The sequence below is a fragment of the Caldimonas hydrothermalis genome, assembly GCF_056746695.1.
The window spans coordinates 16,681-32,390 of the sequence record NZ_JBWQXA010000014.1 but is presented as its reverse complement, the minus strand read 5'-3'; the positions used below and the strand labels follow the sequence as shown (position 1 = coordinate 32,390).

At 68.0% G+C, this 15,710-nt stretch carries 13 protein-coding genes; 3 read left to right on the top strand and 10 right to left on the bottom strand.

What is annotated here, in order from left to right:
• Window position 1 precedes the first annotated feature (1 nt).
• Window positions 2–991: a Bug family tripartite tricarboxylate transporter substrate binding protein gene (locus AC1ECW_RS14995; protein ID WP_481202151.1), complete on the bottom strand. Its 990-nt coding sequence runs from the start codon at window positions 989–991 to the stop codon at window positions 2–4.
• Between the two features lie 50 nt (window positions 992–1,041).
• Window positions 1,042–3,195, bottom strand: coding sequence for a thiamine pyrophosphate-dependent enzyme (locus tag AC1ECW_RS14990; protein ID WP_409704354.1), 2,154 nt, complete (start codon window positions 3,193–3,195; stop codon window positions 1,042–1,044).
• A gap of 290 nt (window positions 3,196–3,485) precedes the next feature.
• Here AC1ECW_RS14990 and AC1ECW_RS14985 point away from each other — a divergent pair, with 290 nt between their 5' ends.
• Window positions 3,486–4,847, top strand: a complete 1,362-nt coding sequence (locus tag AC1ECW_RS14985) for an MFS transporter (protein WP_409704352.1) — start codon at window positions 3,486–3,488, stop codon at window positions 4,845–4,847.
• Here the strand turns inward: AC1ECW_RS14985 and AC1ECW_RS14980 are convergent.
• The 8 genes from AC1ECW_RS14980 to AC1ECW_RS14945 all read right to left on the bottom strand — a co-directional run bounded on the left by AC1ECW_RS14980 (window position 4,826) and on the right by AC1ECW_RS14945 (window position 13,742).
• Complete coding sequence (locus tag AC1ECW_RS14980; protein ID WP_481202150.1) at window positions 4,826–5,887, bottom strand: chorismate transformation FkbO/Hyg5 family protein; 1,062 nt, start codon at window positions 5,885–5,887, stop codon at window positions 4,826–4,828. The genes AC1ECW_RS14985 and AC1ECW_RS14980 overlap by 22 nt on opposite strands.
• Before the next feature lie 60 nt (window positions 5,888–5,947).
• Entirely contained in the window at window positions 5,948–7,153 is a 1,206-nt protein-coding gene (locus tag AC1ECW_RS14975; RefSeq protein WP_481202149.1) for an ABC transporter substrate-binding protein, read from the bottom strand.
• A 99-nt stretch (window positions 7,154–7,252) separates the two neighbouring features.
• Window positions 7,253–8,455 carry an ABC transporter substrate-binding protein gene (locus tag AC1ECW_RS14970; RefSeq protein ID WP_409704346.1) on the bottom strand — a complete coding sequence of 401 codons (1,203 nt, stop codon included), beginning with the start codon at window positions 8,453–8,455 and terminating at the stop codon, window positions 7,253–7,255.
• 136 nt (window positions 8,456–8,591) lie between these two features.
• Window positions 8,592–9,305: an ABC transporter ATP-binding protein gene (locus AC1ECW_RS14965; RefSeq protein WP_409704344.1), complete on the bottom strand. Its 714-nt coding sequence runs from the start codon at window positions 9,303–9,305 to the stop codon at window positions 8,592–8,594.
• Between the two features lie 26 nt (window positions 9,306–9,331).
• Window positions 9,332–10,111 carry an ABC transporter ATP-binding protein gene (locus AC1ECW_RS14960; RefSeq protein ID WP_409704342.1) on the bottom strand — a complete coding sequence of 260 codons (780 nt, stop codon included), beginning with the start codon at window positions 10,109–10,111 and terminating at the stop codon, window positions 9,332–9,334.
• A 14-nt stretch (window positions 10,112–10,125) separates the two neighbouring features.
• Entirely contained in the window at window positions 10,126–11,214 is a 1,089-nt protein-coding gene (locus AC1ECW_RS14955) for a branched-chain amino acid ABC transporter permease (RefSeq protein ID WP_409704340.1), read from the bottom strand.
• A gap of 18 nt (window positions 11,215–11,232) precedes the next feature.
• Window positions 11,233–12,162 (bottom strand): branched-chain amino acid ABC transporter permease, encoded by a 930-nt coding sequence (locus AC1ECW_RS14950; RefSeq protein ID WP_409704338.1) that lies wholly within the window; start codon window positions 12,160–12,162, stop codon window positions 11,233–11,235.
• Between the two features lie 266 nt (window positions 12,163–12,428).
• Window positions 12,429–13,742 carry a replication-associated recombination protein A gene (locus AC1ECW_RS14945; RefSeq protein WP_409704336.1) on the bottom strand — a complete coding sequence of 438 codons (1,314 nt, stop codon included), beginning with the start codon at window positions 13,740–13,742 and terminating at the stop codon, window positions 12,429–12,431.
• Window positions 13,743–13,808: 66 nt separating this feature from the next.
• Here AC1ECW_RS14945 and argG point away from each other — a divergent pair, with 66 nt between their 5' ends.
• Window positions 13,809–15,164 carry an argininosuccinate synthase gene (gene argG, locus AC1ECW_RS14940; RefSeq protein WP_409704334.1) on the top strand — a complete coding sequence of 452 codons (1,356 nt, stop codon included), beginning with the start codon at window positions 13,809–13,811 and terminating at the stop codon, window positions 15,162–15,164.
• Between the two features lie 225 nt (window positions 15,165–15,389).
• Window positions 15,390–15,710, top strand: coding sequence for a pyrimidine/purine nucleoside phosphorylase (gene ppnP / locus AC1ECW_RS14935; protein WP_409704332.1), 321 nt, complete (start codon window positions 15,390–15,392; stop codon window positions 15,708–15,710).

The window sequence follows — 15,710 nt, the reverse complement described above, 5'->3', positions numbered from 1 at the left end:
TTCAGTCGAGCTTGATGCCGGCCTGCTTGATGAAGGCCCCCAGGCGGGCGCGGTCGGCGCGCTGGCGATCGGCGAACTCCTTGACGCTCATCGTCTGGATGTCGGCCCCGATGGCGTTGATGGCTGCCACGGCCTGCGGCGTGCGCAGCACTTTGTTGATCTCGGCATTGAGCTTGTTGACGATGGCCTGCGGCGTGCCGGCCGGGGCGTAGATGCCGAACACCGTGTCGGCGTCGAAGCCGGCCAGGCCGGATTCGGCCAGCGTGGGCGTGTGGGGCTGCTGCGGGGCGCGCTGTGGGCTACCCACGGCCAGCAGCTTGAGCTTGCCGGCCTCGGCATGCTTGAGGCCCGGACCGGAGTCGAACATGAAGTGCACCTGCCCGGCCAGCAGGTCGTTCAGCGCCGGCGCCGCGCCTCGGTAGGGCACGTGTGTGGCCTCGATCTTTGCGTCGCGCTTGAGCATCTCGCCAGCCAGATGCAGCGAGCTGCCGTTGCCGGCCGAGCCATAGCTGAGCTTGCCCGGGTTGGCACGGGCATAGGCGATGAACTCCTGCACGGTGTTGACCGGCAGCGAGGGATGCACCATCAGGTACGGGCGCACGACGGCCGCCGAGGCGACCGGGGTGAGGTCCTTCTCGGGGTCGAAGGACATCTTGCTGAACAGGAACGGGTTGGCCGTGATCGTGCCGCCCGAGCTCATCAGCAGGGTGTAGCCGTCGGGCGCAGCCTTGGCCACCGCGTCGGCCCCGATGTTGCCGTTGGCGCCGGGCCGGTTCTCGACGATGACGTTGTGCTTGAAGGCCTCGCTCAGGCCGGTGGCGATGGTGCGGCCGATCACGTCGGCCGCACCGCCGGGCGGGAAGCTCACGATCAGCCGGATCGGCTGGGTCGGATAGTCCTGGGCCCATGCGGGAGCCGCCGCGGCCAGGGCCAGCAGGGCAACGCCCAGTGTGCGACGGGTGAGGCCGGTCAAGGGGAGGAAGCTCTTCATGCAGTGTCTCCTTTTGTGTTGTCGAACGAAAACCGGAAAGCCGGAAAGCATCAGGCCGGCTGCAGCCAGCGCAGGGCGTTCTGACGCACGGCCGCAAGCAGCCGCTCGTGCCACTTCGGGTTGCGCACCACCTCGGCGCGGTAGAACGACGGGCACAGCGTGGCCGCATGCGCATTGGCACCGCACAGGCCGCAGCCCACGCAGCCGTCGATGACGGTCGCCACGGGGTCCACCTTCAGCGGGTCGGGGCTGTCCTTGAGCGTCAGCGTGGGACAGCCCGACAGGCGGATGCAGGCGTGGTCGCCCGAGCACACGTCCTCATCGACGCCGTACTTCACGCGCACCACGCGCCGGCCGGCCTTGAGCAGCGAGGCGATCCAGGGTTTGATGCGGCGCTGACGCTCGAGCTGGCATTCGCCTTCGGCAATGATCACCTTCAGGCCGTTGAAGTCGGTGGTGAGGGCCTCCTGCAGCGTCTTGCGCATCGCGTCCACGTCGTAGGTGTGCACCGTGCGCATCCACTGCACCCCCAGCCCCTTGAGCGTGGATTCGATGGTGGTGTTGCGGTCGACCAGGCTTTGCTGCTTGTCCTGCACCCTCGCCTTCACCTCCTCGTCGGGTGTGGAGATGATGTCCTGCGTGCCGGTGGCCGAGGTGTAGCCGTTCTTCATGATGACGAGCACCGCGTCGTCGTCGTTGAAGAGCGCACTTTGTACGCCGGTGAGCAGACCGTTGTGCCAGAACCCGCCGTCGCCCATGATGGACAGCACGCGGCGCTGCATCATTGGCGACACCCCCGCGCGACTGGCCAGGCTCATGCCATAGCCCAGGATGGAGTGGCCCGACGAGAAGGGCTCGAAGGTGGCCAGCGCATGGCAGCCGATGTCCGCGGCGATGTGCACCGGGCCCACGTCCTGCTGAGCGAGCTTGAGCGCGGCGAACACCGGCCGTTCGGGACAGCCCACACAAAAGCCGGGCGGGCGTGCCGGCAGCGGCGCACCGAGCTGCTGCGCCACGTCCTGGCGGCGCTTGGCGTTGCCCTCCAGCCAGGCACGTGCACCCTCCAGCACATGGTCGGGCAAATACCTCGACACGAATGTCGACAGCCCCGTGGCCATCACCTCCACCGTGTACTCACCGGTGGCCGGCAGCAGGTCCTTGCCGTGCAGCGGAGTCTGGAGGTCGCGCCGGTGCAGCATGCTGAGGATGTCGCGCTCGATGTACTCGGGCTGGCCTTCCTCCAGCACCAGCACGGCGCGCTTGCCGGCGCAGAACCGGGCGATCTCCTCGGGCACCAGCGGGAAGGTGACATTGAGCGCGAGGATGGGCAGTTCACTGCCGCCGAAGGCGTCGGCCAGGCCGAGCTGCTGCAAGGCGCGGATCAACGAGTTGTACAGCCCCCCCTGCACGATGAGACCCACCTCGTCGCGCCGCCCGGCGAACCACTCATTGAGCCGGTGCTCGGCGATGTAGCGGCGTGCGGCCGGGATGCGCTCCTCCACCTTGAGCTTCTCGTGGCGAAAGGTCACTGGCGGATGCGCCAGGCGCATGTAGTCGAAGCCGGCCGGCTCTTCGATGAGATGCCGGGTCGACAGCGTCGGCGGGACGTTGTCCTTGCAGACGAAGCGGCCGCGCACATGGCAGGCCCGGATGCGCAGTTCCAGCAGGGCCGGCATGTTCGAGGCTTCCGACAGCGCGAAGCCCTCCTCCACCAAACGCACCATGTTGGCAAGCTCCGGCCGCGGGTCGAGCATCAGCATCGACGACTTCAGCGCATAGGCGTGCGTGCGCTCCTGGATCACGCTGGCGCCCTCGCCATAGTCCTCGCCCACGACGATCAGCGCCCCGCCCTTCACCCCCGGCGAAGCCAGGTTCGACAGCGCATCGGCCGCCACGTTGGTGCCGACGATGGATTTCCAGGTGACCGCCCCGCGCAGCGGGTAATGGATGGAAGCGCCCAGCATCGCAGCCGCCGAGGCTTCGTTCGAGCAGGCCTCGACGTGCACGCCCAGCTCCTGCATGTAGTCCTTGGCCTGGACCATGACGTCCAGCAGATGCGACACCGGTGCGCCCTGGTAGCCGCCGACATAGGCCACGCCCGACTGCAGCAAGGCCTTCGTGATCGCCAGAATGCCCTCGCCGTGAAAGGTCTCGCCCGCGCCCAGGCGCAGGGCCTGGACTTCCTTGCTGAAGGACACTTCCATGGGTCTTGTCTCCGGCCGGCTGGCTCGCCGGCTTCATCGTGGGATCGGCCCCGGCAGGGCCGCACTGGAACGCCACTGTAGGGAAGCGTGTCGGATCCATCCAGCGCATGGGGTGACTAAGTCTCATTCTTCCCATGCATGATGCCCTCCGATTCCGGGCCTGCGCAGAGGGTCGTCGCCCGCGGCGGGCCGGCGGGAATGCCCTGCGACGACCCACGGGGCGCCAGCTCTCGCGCGCCCTCCCCGGCTCTGTTACGCTGCCAACATCCTTGCCGCCACCACACCGCTCCATGACCGTCCCGGGTGCCGCCGCTTCGTCCCAGGCCTTGCCGCGCCCTGTCGGTGGCACCTACCCGTGGTATGTGGTCTTCGTGCTGATGCTCGCCGCCGTGGTGTCACTGGTCGACCGGCTGCTCGTGGGCCTGCTGGTCGAGCCGATCCGGCGCGACCTGGGCATCAGCGACTTCCAGATCTCGCTGCTGCAGGGCCTGGCGTTTTCGCTTTTCTTCTGTCTGGCCGGATTGCCGCTGGGGCGACTTGTCGATCGCGCCAACCGACGCAACATCGTGGCCGCGGGCATCACCTTCTGGAGCCTGATGACCGCTGCAGCCGGCCTGGCGCAGCACTACTGGCAGCTCTTCCTCACCCGGGCGGGCGTTGGCGTGGGCGAGGCCACGCTGGGGCCGGCCGCGTACTCGATCATCAGTGACTATTTCGAGCGTCACCGCCTGCCGCTGGCCTTGTCGGTGTTCACGCTGGGGACGGCCTTCGGCTCGGGGGCGGCTTTTGCCATCGGCGGGCTGGTGGGCGGCCTGGCCAACCGCGCAGACGTCGTGCTGCCGCTGCTGGGCACGGTCAAGGGTTGGCAGCTCGCGTTCATGCTCGTGGGGCTGCCCGGGCTGCTGGTGGCCGCCCTGATGCTCACCGTGCGCGAACCCCTGCGGCGCCACACGGTGGCCGACGGCCGGGCCTTGCCCGTCTCGGCCGTGGTGCATTTCCTGCGGCAACGGCGACGGCTGGCGCTGGGGTATGTGGCTGGCATCAGCCTCGCGTTTTGCGTCACCTATGCGCTGCTGGCATGGATGGCGACCTTCTACATCCGTGTGCACGGCCTGCCGGTAGAGCGCATCGGCCCGGTGCTGGGGGCCATGATCCTCGGCCTGAGCACCCTGGGCATCGTCGCCGGCGGCTGGTGGGCCGGCCTCCTGCTGCGCCTGGGGCAGCGCGATGCGACCTTGCGCACCGCGGCCTGGAGCTTGGCGGCGGCCACGCCCTTCCTGGTGGCCACGCCGCTGCTGCCCACCCCGACCGCCTCGCTGCTGGCCTTCGGCCCGGGCCTGTTCCTGTCGAGCATCTTCGTCTCGCTGGGCACCTCGACGATCCAGCTCGTCACCCCCAACGAGCTGCGCGGCCAGGTCTCGGCGCTGGGCCTGATGCTCACCACCGTCCTCGGGTCGGTGCTGGGCCCGAGCCTCGTGGCGGCGTGCACCGATTTCGTGTTCGCCGACGAGCAGCGCATCGGCCACTCGTTGGCGCTGACCTTCGCGGTGGCCCTGCCGGTTTCGGTGGCCGCCCTGGCGATGAGCCTGCGGCCGCTGCGCGAGGCCGCCCTCCTGGCCGAGGCCTGGGCTCAGCCGTCCAGCGCCACTTGAGCTTCGATCTCCACCAGCAGCTCGGCGCGGCACACATCGGCGCGCAGGTAGATCGCCGCCTGCGCCGCCGGTGTGGTGGCACCCAGATGGGCGGTCACGACGGCACGCACGAGGTCCAGATCCGTCGGCCGGCGGACATAGACCGTGCATTCCAGCCGCTCGCGCAGCACCTCCAGGCTCCAGGAGCGGACCAGGTGCTGCCGGGCCGCCCCGAGCACGGCATCGATGTTGCGCAGGCATTCGGCCGTCTGGGCGGCCACGTCGCCCAGATGCACCGACTCATGACCGACGATGCTGGCCGTGCCCGAGATGAACAGCACACGCAGGCCCCCGCCCAGATCGGCCAGGGCCGCACGCGAGAAGGTGGGGCTGCACGGCCCGTAACGCGGGGGGTAGTGGTAGGCGCTGACCTGGCGCGGGTTCTCGATCGTGCGCGCCGGCTGCCGTCCCGCCAGAAAATGCACCGTCAGCGCTCCCGTGCGGGTGCCCATCGCGCACGCGGCCGGCGCGCCTTCCCCCAGGCCGCGCCCGGCCTCGGCGAAAGCGCGTGCCCGGCCCAGGTTGAAGCGGCGGTAGCGCTCCAGGCCGTCGTCCAGGCCGTGGATGTCGGGCAGGTAGTTCCACAGGCGCTGCAGGTGGGTACACCCCTCGCGTTCGAGCACCGTGAACAGATCGGCATAGGCCCGCCACGCCGCCGCCTCCATGCCCCCCGGGGCGCGGTCGTCCGCGCACGCCGTGCCAAAGACCCAGGCGCCATTGCTGCAATAACGCACGCTGCCCCACCAGCCCTGGCGCACTGGCCCGCGCACCTGCCAGCGTTCGGCCACGGGGTGTGGCGGCCACAAGGGTTCGGGAGCCGCCCGGGGCTCATCCTGCGCCCCACCATGACAGATCACCCCCAGCACCGTCTCCCGGCCGGCGGGCACCGGCCAGGCCAGTGCCGGCCTGTCGTGCCGGCAGCGCAGCCCATCGGTGGCCCCGGTGGGCGGACCACCGTCCTGGGAAACGGGCACTGAGGGTGTGAGGGTCGAAGCATCCATGGCAGGCAGCGCCCCGCGATTCCCGAGCGCGGCCCGGATTCTAGGCCCCGGACGACCGGCTCAGAACTCCTTGCGTCGGATCACGCTGGCGCGCTGCGCATCGATGGGATAGAGGAACTGCACCTCGCCGCCGCGCCACACGCTCAACCAAAGCATGTTGATCGAGTAGGCCTCATGATCGCGCGCGGTGTAGGGGCGTTCGTAGGTGGTGACCACCCCGCGGTGCGGTTTTTCCAGGTTTTCCAGGGCCCGCTTCAGCGGCTCGCCGCCCTCGGGGCTGCGGGACTGGAACAAGCCCGACATGAGCAGATAGACCGCGTCATAGGTCTGTGCTGCCACCGTCAGCGAGCCGATGCGCTTTTCGCCGCTGTGCGCGAAATAGCTGGTGAGGAAGGTCGCCCGGCGTTCGTTGGCGGCATCGAGATGCACCGTCTGGGTCATCACCGCCCCTTCCAGCGCGGCCGCGCCGGCGCCCTCCAGCGCCTTGCGCGAGGCGAGCGTGGGCGGCGCGAAGTACGGCACCGCCCAGCGCAGCTCCGAGCGGGCCCGCAAAGCCGTCGCCTGATCCGGCGCGCGCGCCCAGACGATCAGCGCCTCGCTGCCGGCCGCACGAGCCTGGCGCATCTCCTCGGCCAGCGATTTCACCCCGCGGTCGAAGCGGGCAACGTAGACCGGCTTGAGCTCGCGCTGGGCCAGCTCCTCTCCCAAATCCTTCAGGCCGCTGTCGCCATGGGCGGTGCGGTCGGCCAGCACTGCCACCTTGCGCAGTTTGCGCCGGTCGACGATCTCGCCCACCAGCACCCGCGCGGTCAACTCGTCGGGCAGCGCCAGACGGAAGACGTAGCCGCCCCCGGCGGGCGGCCTGGCCATCACCGCGGTGCCCTGGTCGCACGGCACCATCAGCACATGGCGCTGCGACTGGAAGATCTCCAGGACCTGCATGGTTACCTCGGTGTCGCAAAAGCCCAGCGTGAAGGCCACCTTCTCCTGATGCACCAGCTCCTGTGCCGCCTGCCGGCCCTGCTGAGGATCGGACTGGTCGTCGCGCACCACCAATTCCAGCGGACGGCCCAGGTAGCCGCCCACGGCGTTGATCTCCTTGACCGCCAGCTCGGCGGCATGGCGCATGCTCTGCCCCAGGTCCGAGGAACCGCCGCTCAGCGGAGCGATCAAGCCCACCTTCACCGGTGCGGCCGGCTGGCCCCAGCCCGTCGCGCACAAGCCGGCGCCCAGCAGCACCAGCGTCCATCGCAGTCGCCTCGTCATCGGATCCATCCTCCAGTACAGCCCCGACACGGCACGGCCCCATGCAAGGCACATGCCGCCCATCGTCTCCGTCCGTGCACCCCCGCCCCAGTCGCGGGATCAAGACTCCTTGCGCCGGATGAAAGCCGAACGCTTGGCATCCTCGGGGTAGTAGAACTGGATCTCGCCACGCCGCCACACGCCCAACCAGATCATGTTCACCGAGAAGGCGTCGTGGTCGCTGGCGCTGAAAGGTTCGCTGTAGGTCGTGACCACGCCCCGATGCGGGCGCTCGAAGTTCTCCAGTGCCTTCTTCAGCGCATCGCCCGAGACGTCGCCCTTGGTCTGGAACAGCGCACGCAGCATCAGATAGACCGCATCGTAGGTCTGGGCCGCAGCCATCAGCGAGCCGATGCGCTTTTCCTTCGAGTGACGGAAATAGCTCGCCAGGAAGGACACGCGGCGCTCGTTGGCCAGGTCCTGGATGATCGTCTGGGCCATCATCGTGCCCTCCAGGGCCTCAGCCCCGGCCTGCTCCAGCACACTGCGGAACGACAGCGGCCACGGCGCGAAGTAGGGCACCTGCCAGCGCAGCTCGGCGCGGCTGCGCACGGCCGCCGCCTGCTCGGGCCCGACGGTGTAGACCACCAGCGCCTCAGCCCCGGCGGCCTGGGCGGCGCGCAGCTCCTCCACCAGGCTCTTCACGCCCAGGTCGAAGCGACCCACGAACACCGGCTGCAGATTGCGCTTGGCCAGCTCGTCGCTGATGTCCTTGACCCCGCCTTCCCCGTAGCCGGTACGGTCGGCCAGGATGGCCACGCGGCGCAGTTTGCGGCGGTCCACGATCTCGCCCACCAGAAAGCGGGCATTGAGGATGTCCGGCGGCGCCACGCGGAAGATGTAGCTCTGTGCCGGCGGGTACTTGGTGGTCACCGCGGTGCCCTGGGAGCACGGCACCATCAAGAGATGTTTGTTGTCCTGGAACACGTCGAGCGAGCGCATCGCCACGCCGGTGTTGCAAAAGCCGATCGTGAAATCGACCTTCTCCTTGAGCACCAGATCCTCCGACACGCGGCGTCCCTCGTCGGGCACGGCCTTGTCGTCGCGAACGACCAGCTCCAGCGGGCGGCCGAGGAAGCCCCCCACCTCGTTGATCTCCTTGACGGCCAGCTCGGCGCCGTAGCGCACGCTGTTGCCAAAGTCAGCCGAGCCGCCGGTCAGCGGCGCGATCAGGCCGATGCGCACCGGCTTGCCCGTCTGGGCCTGGGCTGCCACGGCCAGGCAGGCGCCCAGCATCCAGGGAATCAGGGAACGTCCCAACATCACATCTCCTCGGTCGTGCGCGCAAAGCGCGGCGGCGCGATGGTGCCATCGCAGGGCCACCACGGGCCCTCAGGCAAACCCGTGGGTGCCCCGCCAGGAAGGTGAGATGCGTCACGCCGCGGCCTGCGGCGTGGGTTCACTCGCCCAGATAGGCCGCGCGCACCTTCGGGTCGTTCAGCAGGGCCTTGGCCTCGCCTTCCATGGTGATCTCGCCGGACTCCATCACGTAGCCGCGGTCGGCCAGTTGCAGCGCCCGGCTGGCGTTTTGCTCGACCAGCAGCACGGTGACCCCCTGCTTGTGGATGTCCTCGACCACCTCGAAGATCTTGTCGACCATGATGGGTGACAGACCCATCGAGGGCTCGTCCATCAGCAGCACCTTGGGGCGGGCCATCAGCGCCCGTCCCATCGCCAGCATCTGCTGCTCGCCACCGGACATCGTGCCGGCGAGCTGGTTGCGACGCTCCTTCAGGCGCGGGAACAACGTGAAGACCTTCTCGATGTCGGCCTCGATCTCCTTGTCGCTGCGCGTGAAAGCCCCCATCTGCAGGTTCTCGGTGATCGTCATGCGCGTGAAGGTGCCCCGCCCCTCGGGCACCATCACCAGGCCCTGCTTGACGAGATCCCAGGCGCCCTGGCCCTTGATCGATTGGCCCAGGTATTCGATGTCGCCCCCGGCCACCGGCTGGGTGCCGGTGATGGCCTTCAGCGTCGTGGTCTTGCCCGCGCCGTTGGCACCGATCAGGCTGACGAGCTCGCCCTGGCGCACTTCCAGTGAGGCGCCCTTGACGGCCTGGATGCCCCCATAGGCCACCCGCAGCCCGCTGACTTTCAACATCGTTTGGCTCATGTGTACTTGCTCCGCGTGCTTGGGGTTCAATGCGCCTTGTGGCCGGCGCCGAGGTAGGCCTCGATCACCTTCTCGTTGCGCTGCACCTCGTAGGGAGTGCCCTCGGCAATCTGCTTGCCGTAGTCGAGCACGGTCACGCGGTCGCACAGGCCCATCACGAGCTTCACGTCATGCTCGATCAGCAGGATGGTGCGCCCGTCGTTGCGGATGCGGTCGATCAGCTCGCGCAGCACCACCTTCTCGGTGGCGTTCATGCCGGCTGCCGGCTCGTCCAGCGCGATCAGCTTGGGATCGGTGGCCAAGGCGCGCGCGATCTCCAGACGGCGCTGGTCGCCGTAGCTCAAGGTGCGGGCGCGGAAATCGGCGTACTTCTCAATGCCCACGTAGGCCAGCAGCTCCATGGCCCGATCGCGGATGGCCTTCTCCTCGGCCTTGAAGCCCGCCGTGCGCAAGACGGCGCCGAGCACGCCGGTGCCCGTGCGCACGTGGCGGCCCACCATCACGTTCTCCAGGGCTGTCATCTCAGCAAACAGCCGGATGTTCTGGAACGTGCGGGCGATGCCGGCCTTGGCCACCTCGTGGACTGCGGTGGGCTTGTAGGGCTTGCCCTCCAGCTCGAAGCTGCCCGAGTCGGGCGTGTACAGCCCCGTCAGCACGTTGAAGAAGGTGGTCTTGCCCGCGCCGTTGGGGCCGATCAGGCCGTAGACCTGGCCGCGGCGAATCTCGATGCCCACATCGGACAGGGCCTGCAGCCCGCCGAAGCGTTTGGACACACCCTGGACCTTCAGGACGATGTCGGTGCTCATGTCGATCTCCCCCCTCACTTGCCCACCGGGGTCGGGGCGGCCTTGCCGTGCTCACGCGCCGGCCACAGACCGCGCGGACGCAACAGCATGATTGCGATCATTGCCAGTGCGATCAGCAACTGGCGCAAGATGGCGGCATCCAGCCGCCCGCCGGTCATGCTCTGCAAGGGCCCGGCCACGTAGCGCAGCACCTCGGGCAGCGCAGCCAGCAGCAGCGCGCCCAGGATCACGCCCGGCAGGTGGCCCAGCCCCCCCAGCACCACCATCGCCACCAGCATGATGGATTCCATCAGGCCGAAGGACTCGGGCGAGATGAAGCCCTGGAAGGAGGCGAACATCGCGCCGGCCACGCCGCCGAAGGTGGCGCCCATCGCGAAGGCCAGCAGCTTCATGTTGCGCACGTTGATGCCCATGGCCTTGGCGGCCACGTCGTCCTCGCGGATGGCCATCCAGGCCCGCCCGATGCGCGAGGTCTCCAGGCGGTGGCAAATGATGATGCTGGCCACCACGAGCAGCAGGAACAGGTAGTAGTACAGCACCACCGGCGGCAGGCGGTAGTCGCCGATCACCAGCGTCTTGCCGAAGTCGAAGCCAAAGATGCGCATCGAGTCGATCGCACTGATGCCGCGCGGCCCGTTGGTGATGTTGACCGGATGCTCCAGGTTGTTCATGAACACCCGGATGATTTCGCCAAAACCCAGCGTCACGATGGCCAGGTAGTCTCCGCGCAGGCGCAGCACCGGTGTGCCCAGGAGCACACCGGCGATGGCCGCCAGGCCTGCGGCCAGAGGCACCACCACCCAGATCGGCGTGTGCAGGCCGTTGGGGAACATCGCGGCGACGGCCGGGAAGGTCTCCCACAGATGCGGTGAAGCCAGCAGGGCCATCATGTAGGCCCCCACGGCGTAGAAGGCCACGTAGCCCAGGTCGAGCAGGCCGGCATAGCCCACCACGATGTTCAGGCCCAGGGCCAGCAGCACGTACAGCAGGGCCAGGTCGATGATGCGCACCCAGCCCTGGCCGAAGTAGAGCGCAAGGTGCGGAAGGATCAGCAGACCGAGTGCGGCCGCGATCATCACGATGAACTTGTTGCGTTGGGTCATGATGTGTCTCCGGCGGCCTCAGGCCCGGTCGGCCACGCGCTCGCCCAGCAGGCCCGAGGGGCGCAGCGTGAGCACCAGGATGAGCACGATGAAGGCGAAGATGTCCGAGTAATGGCTGCCCAGCACGCCGCCCGTCAGCACGCCCAGGTAACCTGCGCCGATGGCCTCGATCAGGCCCAGCAGCACACCGCCCACCATCGCACCGGTCAGGTTGCCGATGCCGCCGAACACCGCGGCCGTGAAGGCCTTCAGGCCAGGCAGGAAGCCCATGGTGTGCTGCACGGTGCCATAGTTGGAGGCCCACATCACGCCGGCCACCGCCGCCAGCACGGCGCCGATGATGAAGGTGGCCGAGATCACCATGTCGGGCTTGACGCCCATCAGACTGGCCACGCGCGGGTTTTCAGCCGTGGCGCGCATCGCACGTCCCAGCTTGGTGCGGTTGACCAGCCACAGCAGCGCGGCCAGCAGAACCACCGTGGAAGCCAAGATCGCGATCTGCGTGACCGTGATGACCGCGCCGCCGATCGGGATGGCCTCGGTGGGCAGCAACTGCGGATAGGGCTTGGGATTGGGCTTCCAGATGATCATCGCCAGCGTCTGCAGCAAGATGGACATGCCGATGGCGGTGATCAGCGGTGCCAGCCGCGGCTGGCCGCGCAGCGGCCGGTAGGCCACCTTCTCGATCGTGAAGTTCAGCGTGGCGCACACGACGATGGCGCACAGCAGCGAGATCAGCATCATCGCCCAGCCGGGCATGCCCGGCGCCGCCTCCTGCAAGTGGGTGACGATCATCCAGCTCGTCATCGCCCCCACCATCAGCACCTCGCCATGGGCGAAGTTGATCAGGCTGATGATGCCGTAGACCATCGTGTAGCCCAGTGCCACCAGGGCATACATGCTGCCCAGCACCAGGCCGTTGATGACCTGTTGTATGAAGATGTCCATCAGTCGGTCTCCGACGAAAACCAAGACGACGCCGTCTGCGGCGCGGCCGGCGTGCGGGGTGCAAGTTCCGGGCCAGTGCCACCCTTGCATCGACACGCGCCCTGCCGCGACGACTCTAGGCGCTAAAGCGAAGCCGACCATGAGGGGACAACCCGCCCCCAAGCGGTCGGCTCGAAAAGTGGCGCGGATTGTAGCGACCGCCCCGATGGTGAAATCTTCGGGGTTTTCCCTTCAAACGCAGTGATTCCAACGAAGATTCTGAAAAATCATCGTCTTTTGCGCGACTGTTCATCCTTTGCGCGCAGTTCTTCGAGTTTTTCACCGATGCGAGTCTCCAGCCCCCGGTTCACGGGTTGATAGAAGCGCTGGGGCTCGATCGCATCGGGAAAGTAGCGCTCCCCCGCGGCGTAACCGTCCTCCTCGTCGTGAGCGTAGCGGTAGTCGCGGCCGTAGCCGAGGTCCTTCATCAGCCGCGTGGGTGCATTGCGCAGGTGCAGCGGCACGGGGCGGGTGCCATCGGCCTTCACGAAGGCGCGGGCCGCTTTGTAGGCGGTGTAGACCGCGTTCGACTTCGGCGCCACCGCCAGATAGACCACCGCCTGGGCCAGGGCCAGCTCACCTTCGGGTGAGCCCAAGCGCTCGTAGGTCTCGGCCGCATCGAGTGCCAGGCGCAGGGCCCGGGGGTCGGCCAGACCGACGTCCTCGCTGGCCATGCGCACCAGCCGCCGCGCGATGTAGCGCGGGTCCACGCCGCCGTCGAGCATGCGCACGAACCAGTACAGCGCGGCGTCGGGGTCGGAGCCGCGCACCGACTTGTGCAACGCAGAGATGGTGTCGTAGAACTGCTCGCCTCCCTTGTCATAGCGGCGAAGCTGCTCGCCCAGCGCACGCTCGAGCAGCGCCTCGTCGATCTCGGCCAGCCCCTGAGGCTGCGCCACCCGCACGAGGTTCTCGTAGGTGTTGAGCAGGCGGCGCGCATCGCCGTCGGCATAGGCGATGAGCCGCGCGCGGGCCGCTTCGCTCAGGGCGGGGGCCTGCAGCAGCGCGCGGGCCTTGTCGAGCAGGATGCGCAAGTCCTCCTCGCCCAGCGCCTGCAGCACGTGCACTGTGGCACGCGACAGCAGCGCCGAATTCACCTCGAAGGAGGGGTTCTCGGTGGTTGCGCCGATGAAGGTGAACAGACCCGACTCCACGTGGGGCAGGAAAGCGTCCTGCTGCGCCTTGTTGAAGCGGTGCACCTCATCGACGAAGACGATCGTGCGCCGGCCCTGGCTCTTGGCCACCTGGGCCTGCTCGACCGCCTCGCGGATGTCCTTGACCCCGCCGAGCACGGCCGAGATCTGCAGGAACTGCGCATCGAAGGCGTCGGCCATCAAGCGCGCCAGCGTGGTCTTGCCCACCCCGGGCGGCCCCCACAGGATCATCGAGTGCGGCCGCCCGGACTCGAAGGCCACACGCAGCGGCTGGCCCGGGCCGAGCAGGTGGGACTGGCCGATCACCTCGTCGAGCGAACGCGGCCGCAACCGCTCGGCCAGTGGAGCGTCATCGGCAGCGTCGGGCGTGGAGAACAGATCGATCATCCGGGCATTGTGGCAGGCCTGTGCAACGGGGCGCCTAGAATCGCGGGGTTATCCTGGAGACCTCCCGTGGCAGCGACCATCCTGCAGAAACTTCCCGTCGGCGAGCGCGTCGGCATCGCCTTCTCCGGTGGCCTGGACACCAGCGCCGCCGTGCACTGGATGCGCAGCAAGGGTGCCATCCCCTGCGCCTACACCGCCAATCTGGGCCAGCCCGACGAGTCCGATTACGAGGAGATCCCTCGCAAGGCCAAGGCCTACGGCGCGCAGATCGCCCGCCTGGTGGACTGCCGTGCCCAACTCGTGGCCGAGGGCATCGCCGCGATCCAGTGCGGTGCCTTCCATATCCGCACCGGCGGCGCGACCTACTTCAACACCACGCCGCTGGGCCGTGCGGTCACCGGCACCGCCCTGGTGGTGGCCATGCGCGAGGACGGCGTCAACATCTGGGGCGACGGCTCCACCTTCAAGGGCAACGACATCGAGCGCTTCTACCGCTACGGCCTGCTGGCCAACCCGGCGCTCAAGATCTACAAGCCCTGGCTGGACCAGGCCTTCATCGACGAGCTTGGCGGCCGCAAGGAGATGAGCGAGTACCTCATCGCCAACGGCTTTGACTACAAGATGAGCGTCGAGAAGGCCTACTCGACCGACTCCAACATGCTGGGCGCCACCCACGAGGCCAAGGACCTGGAGTTCCTGAACAAAGGCATCACCATCGTCAACCCGATCATGGGCGTGGCCTTCTGGCGCGAGGACGTGGTGATCAAGCCCGAGATCGTGAGCGTGCGCTTCGAAGAAGGGGTGCCGGTGGCGCTCAACGGCCGCAGCTTCGCCAATGCCGTCGAGCTCTTCGCCGAGGCCAATGCCATCGGCGGCCGCCATGGCCTGGGCATGTGCGACCAGATCGAAAACCGCATCATCGAGGCCAAGAGTCGCGGCATCTATGAAGCCCCGGGCATGGCGTTGCTGCACATCGCCTACGAGCGCCTGGTGACCGGCATCCACAACGAGGACACCATCGAGCAGTACCGCATCAACGGGCTGCGCCTGGGCCGCCTGCTCTACCAGGGCCGCTGGTTCGACCCGCAATGCCTGATGCTGCGTGAGACCGCCCAGCGCTGGGTGGCTCGCGCCATCACCGGCGAGGTGACACTGGAGCTGCGCCGCGGCAACGACTACTCCATCCTCGACACCGCAAGCCCCAACCTCACCTACGCGCCCGAGCGCCTGTCGATGGAGAAGGTGGAAGATGCTCCGTTCACGCCGGCCGACCGCATCGGCCAGCTCACGATGCGCAACCTCGACATCGCCGACACGCGCGACAAGCTTCGCATCTACAGCCGCACCGGGCTGCTGGGCCCGGCCAGCGACGGCAGCATCCCGCTGCTCACCGGCGGCCACCCGGAGGACCCGTCGTCGTGAGACTGTCACCGGGGGCCGGCGGGCCCCCGGGAAGGCGGTCACCTCCCTGATCGAACCCTGTCTTTGTTCAGGATTCGCCCCGTTCTTCTGACCGCTCCCGAGGAATCGTTCGCCAGCGGCGTGGCCGAGAGTGTTCCATCAAAGGCACCGCTCGGCCATCCCTCGTGAGGGGGACAGGCCTCAGCAGCGCCCTTGACGCTTTGCACACCGACCCACCATCTCACCATGAGCACGACCCAGATCGCCAACGTCACCGTCAACACCCAGGCCAATGTCTATTTCGACGGCCGGTGCGTCTCCCACACCCTCACCCTGGCCGACGGCACGCGCAAGAGCGTGGGCGTCATCCTGCCTGCGACGCTGAGCTTCAACACCGGCGCCCCCGAGGTGATGGAGGCCGTGGCCGGCGCCTGTGAGGTGCTGCTGCCCGGTCAAGCGCAATGGCAGCGCATCGAGGCCGGCCAATCGTTTGCCGTGCCCGGCCAATCCAGCTTCCAGATCCGCGTGGAAGGTGCGCCCTTCCACTACATCTGCCACTTCGGCTGA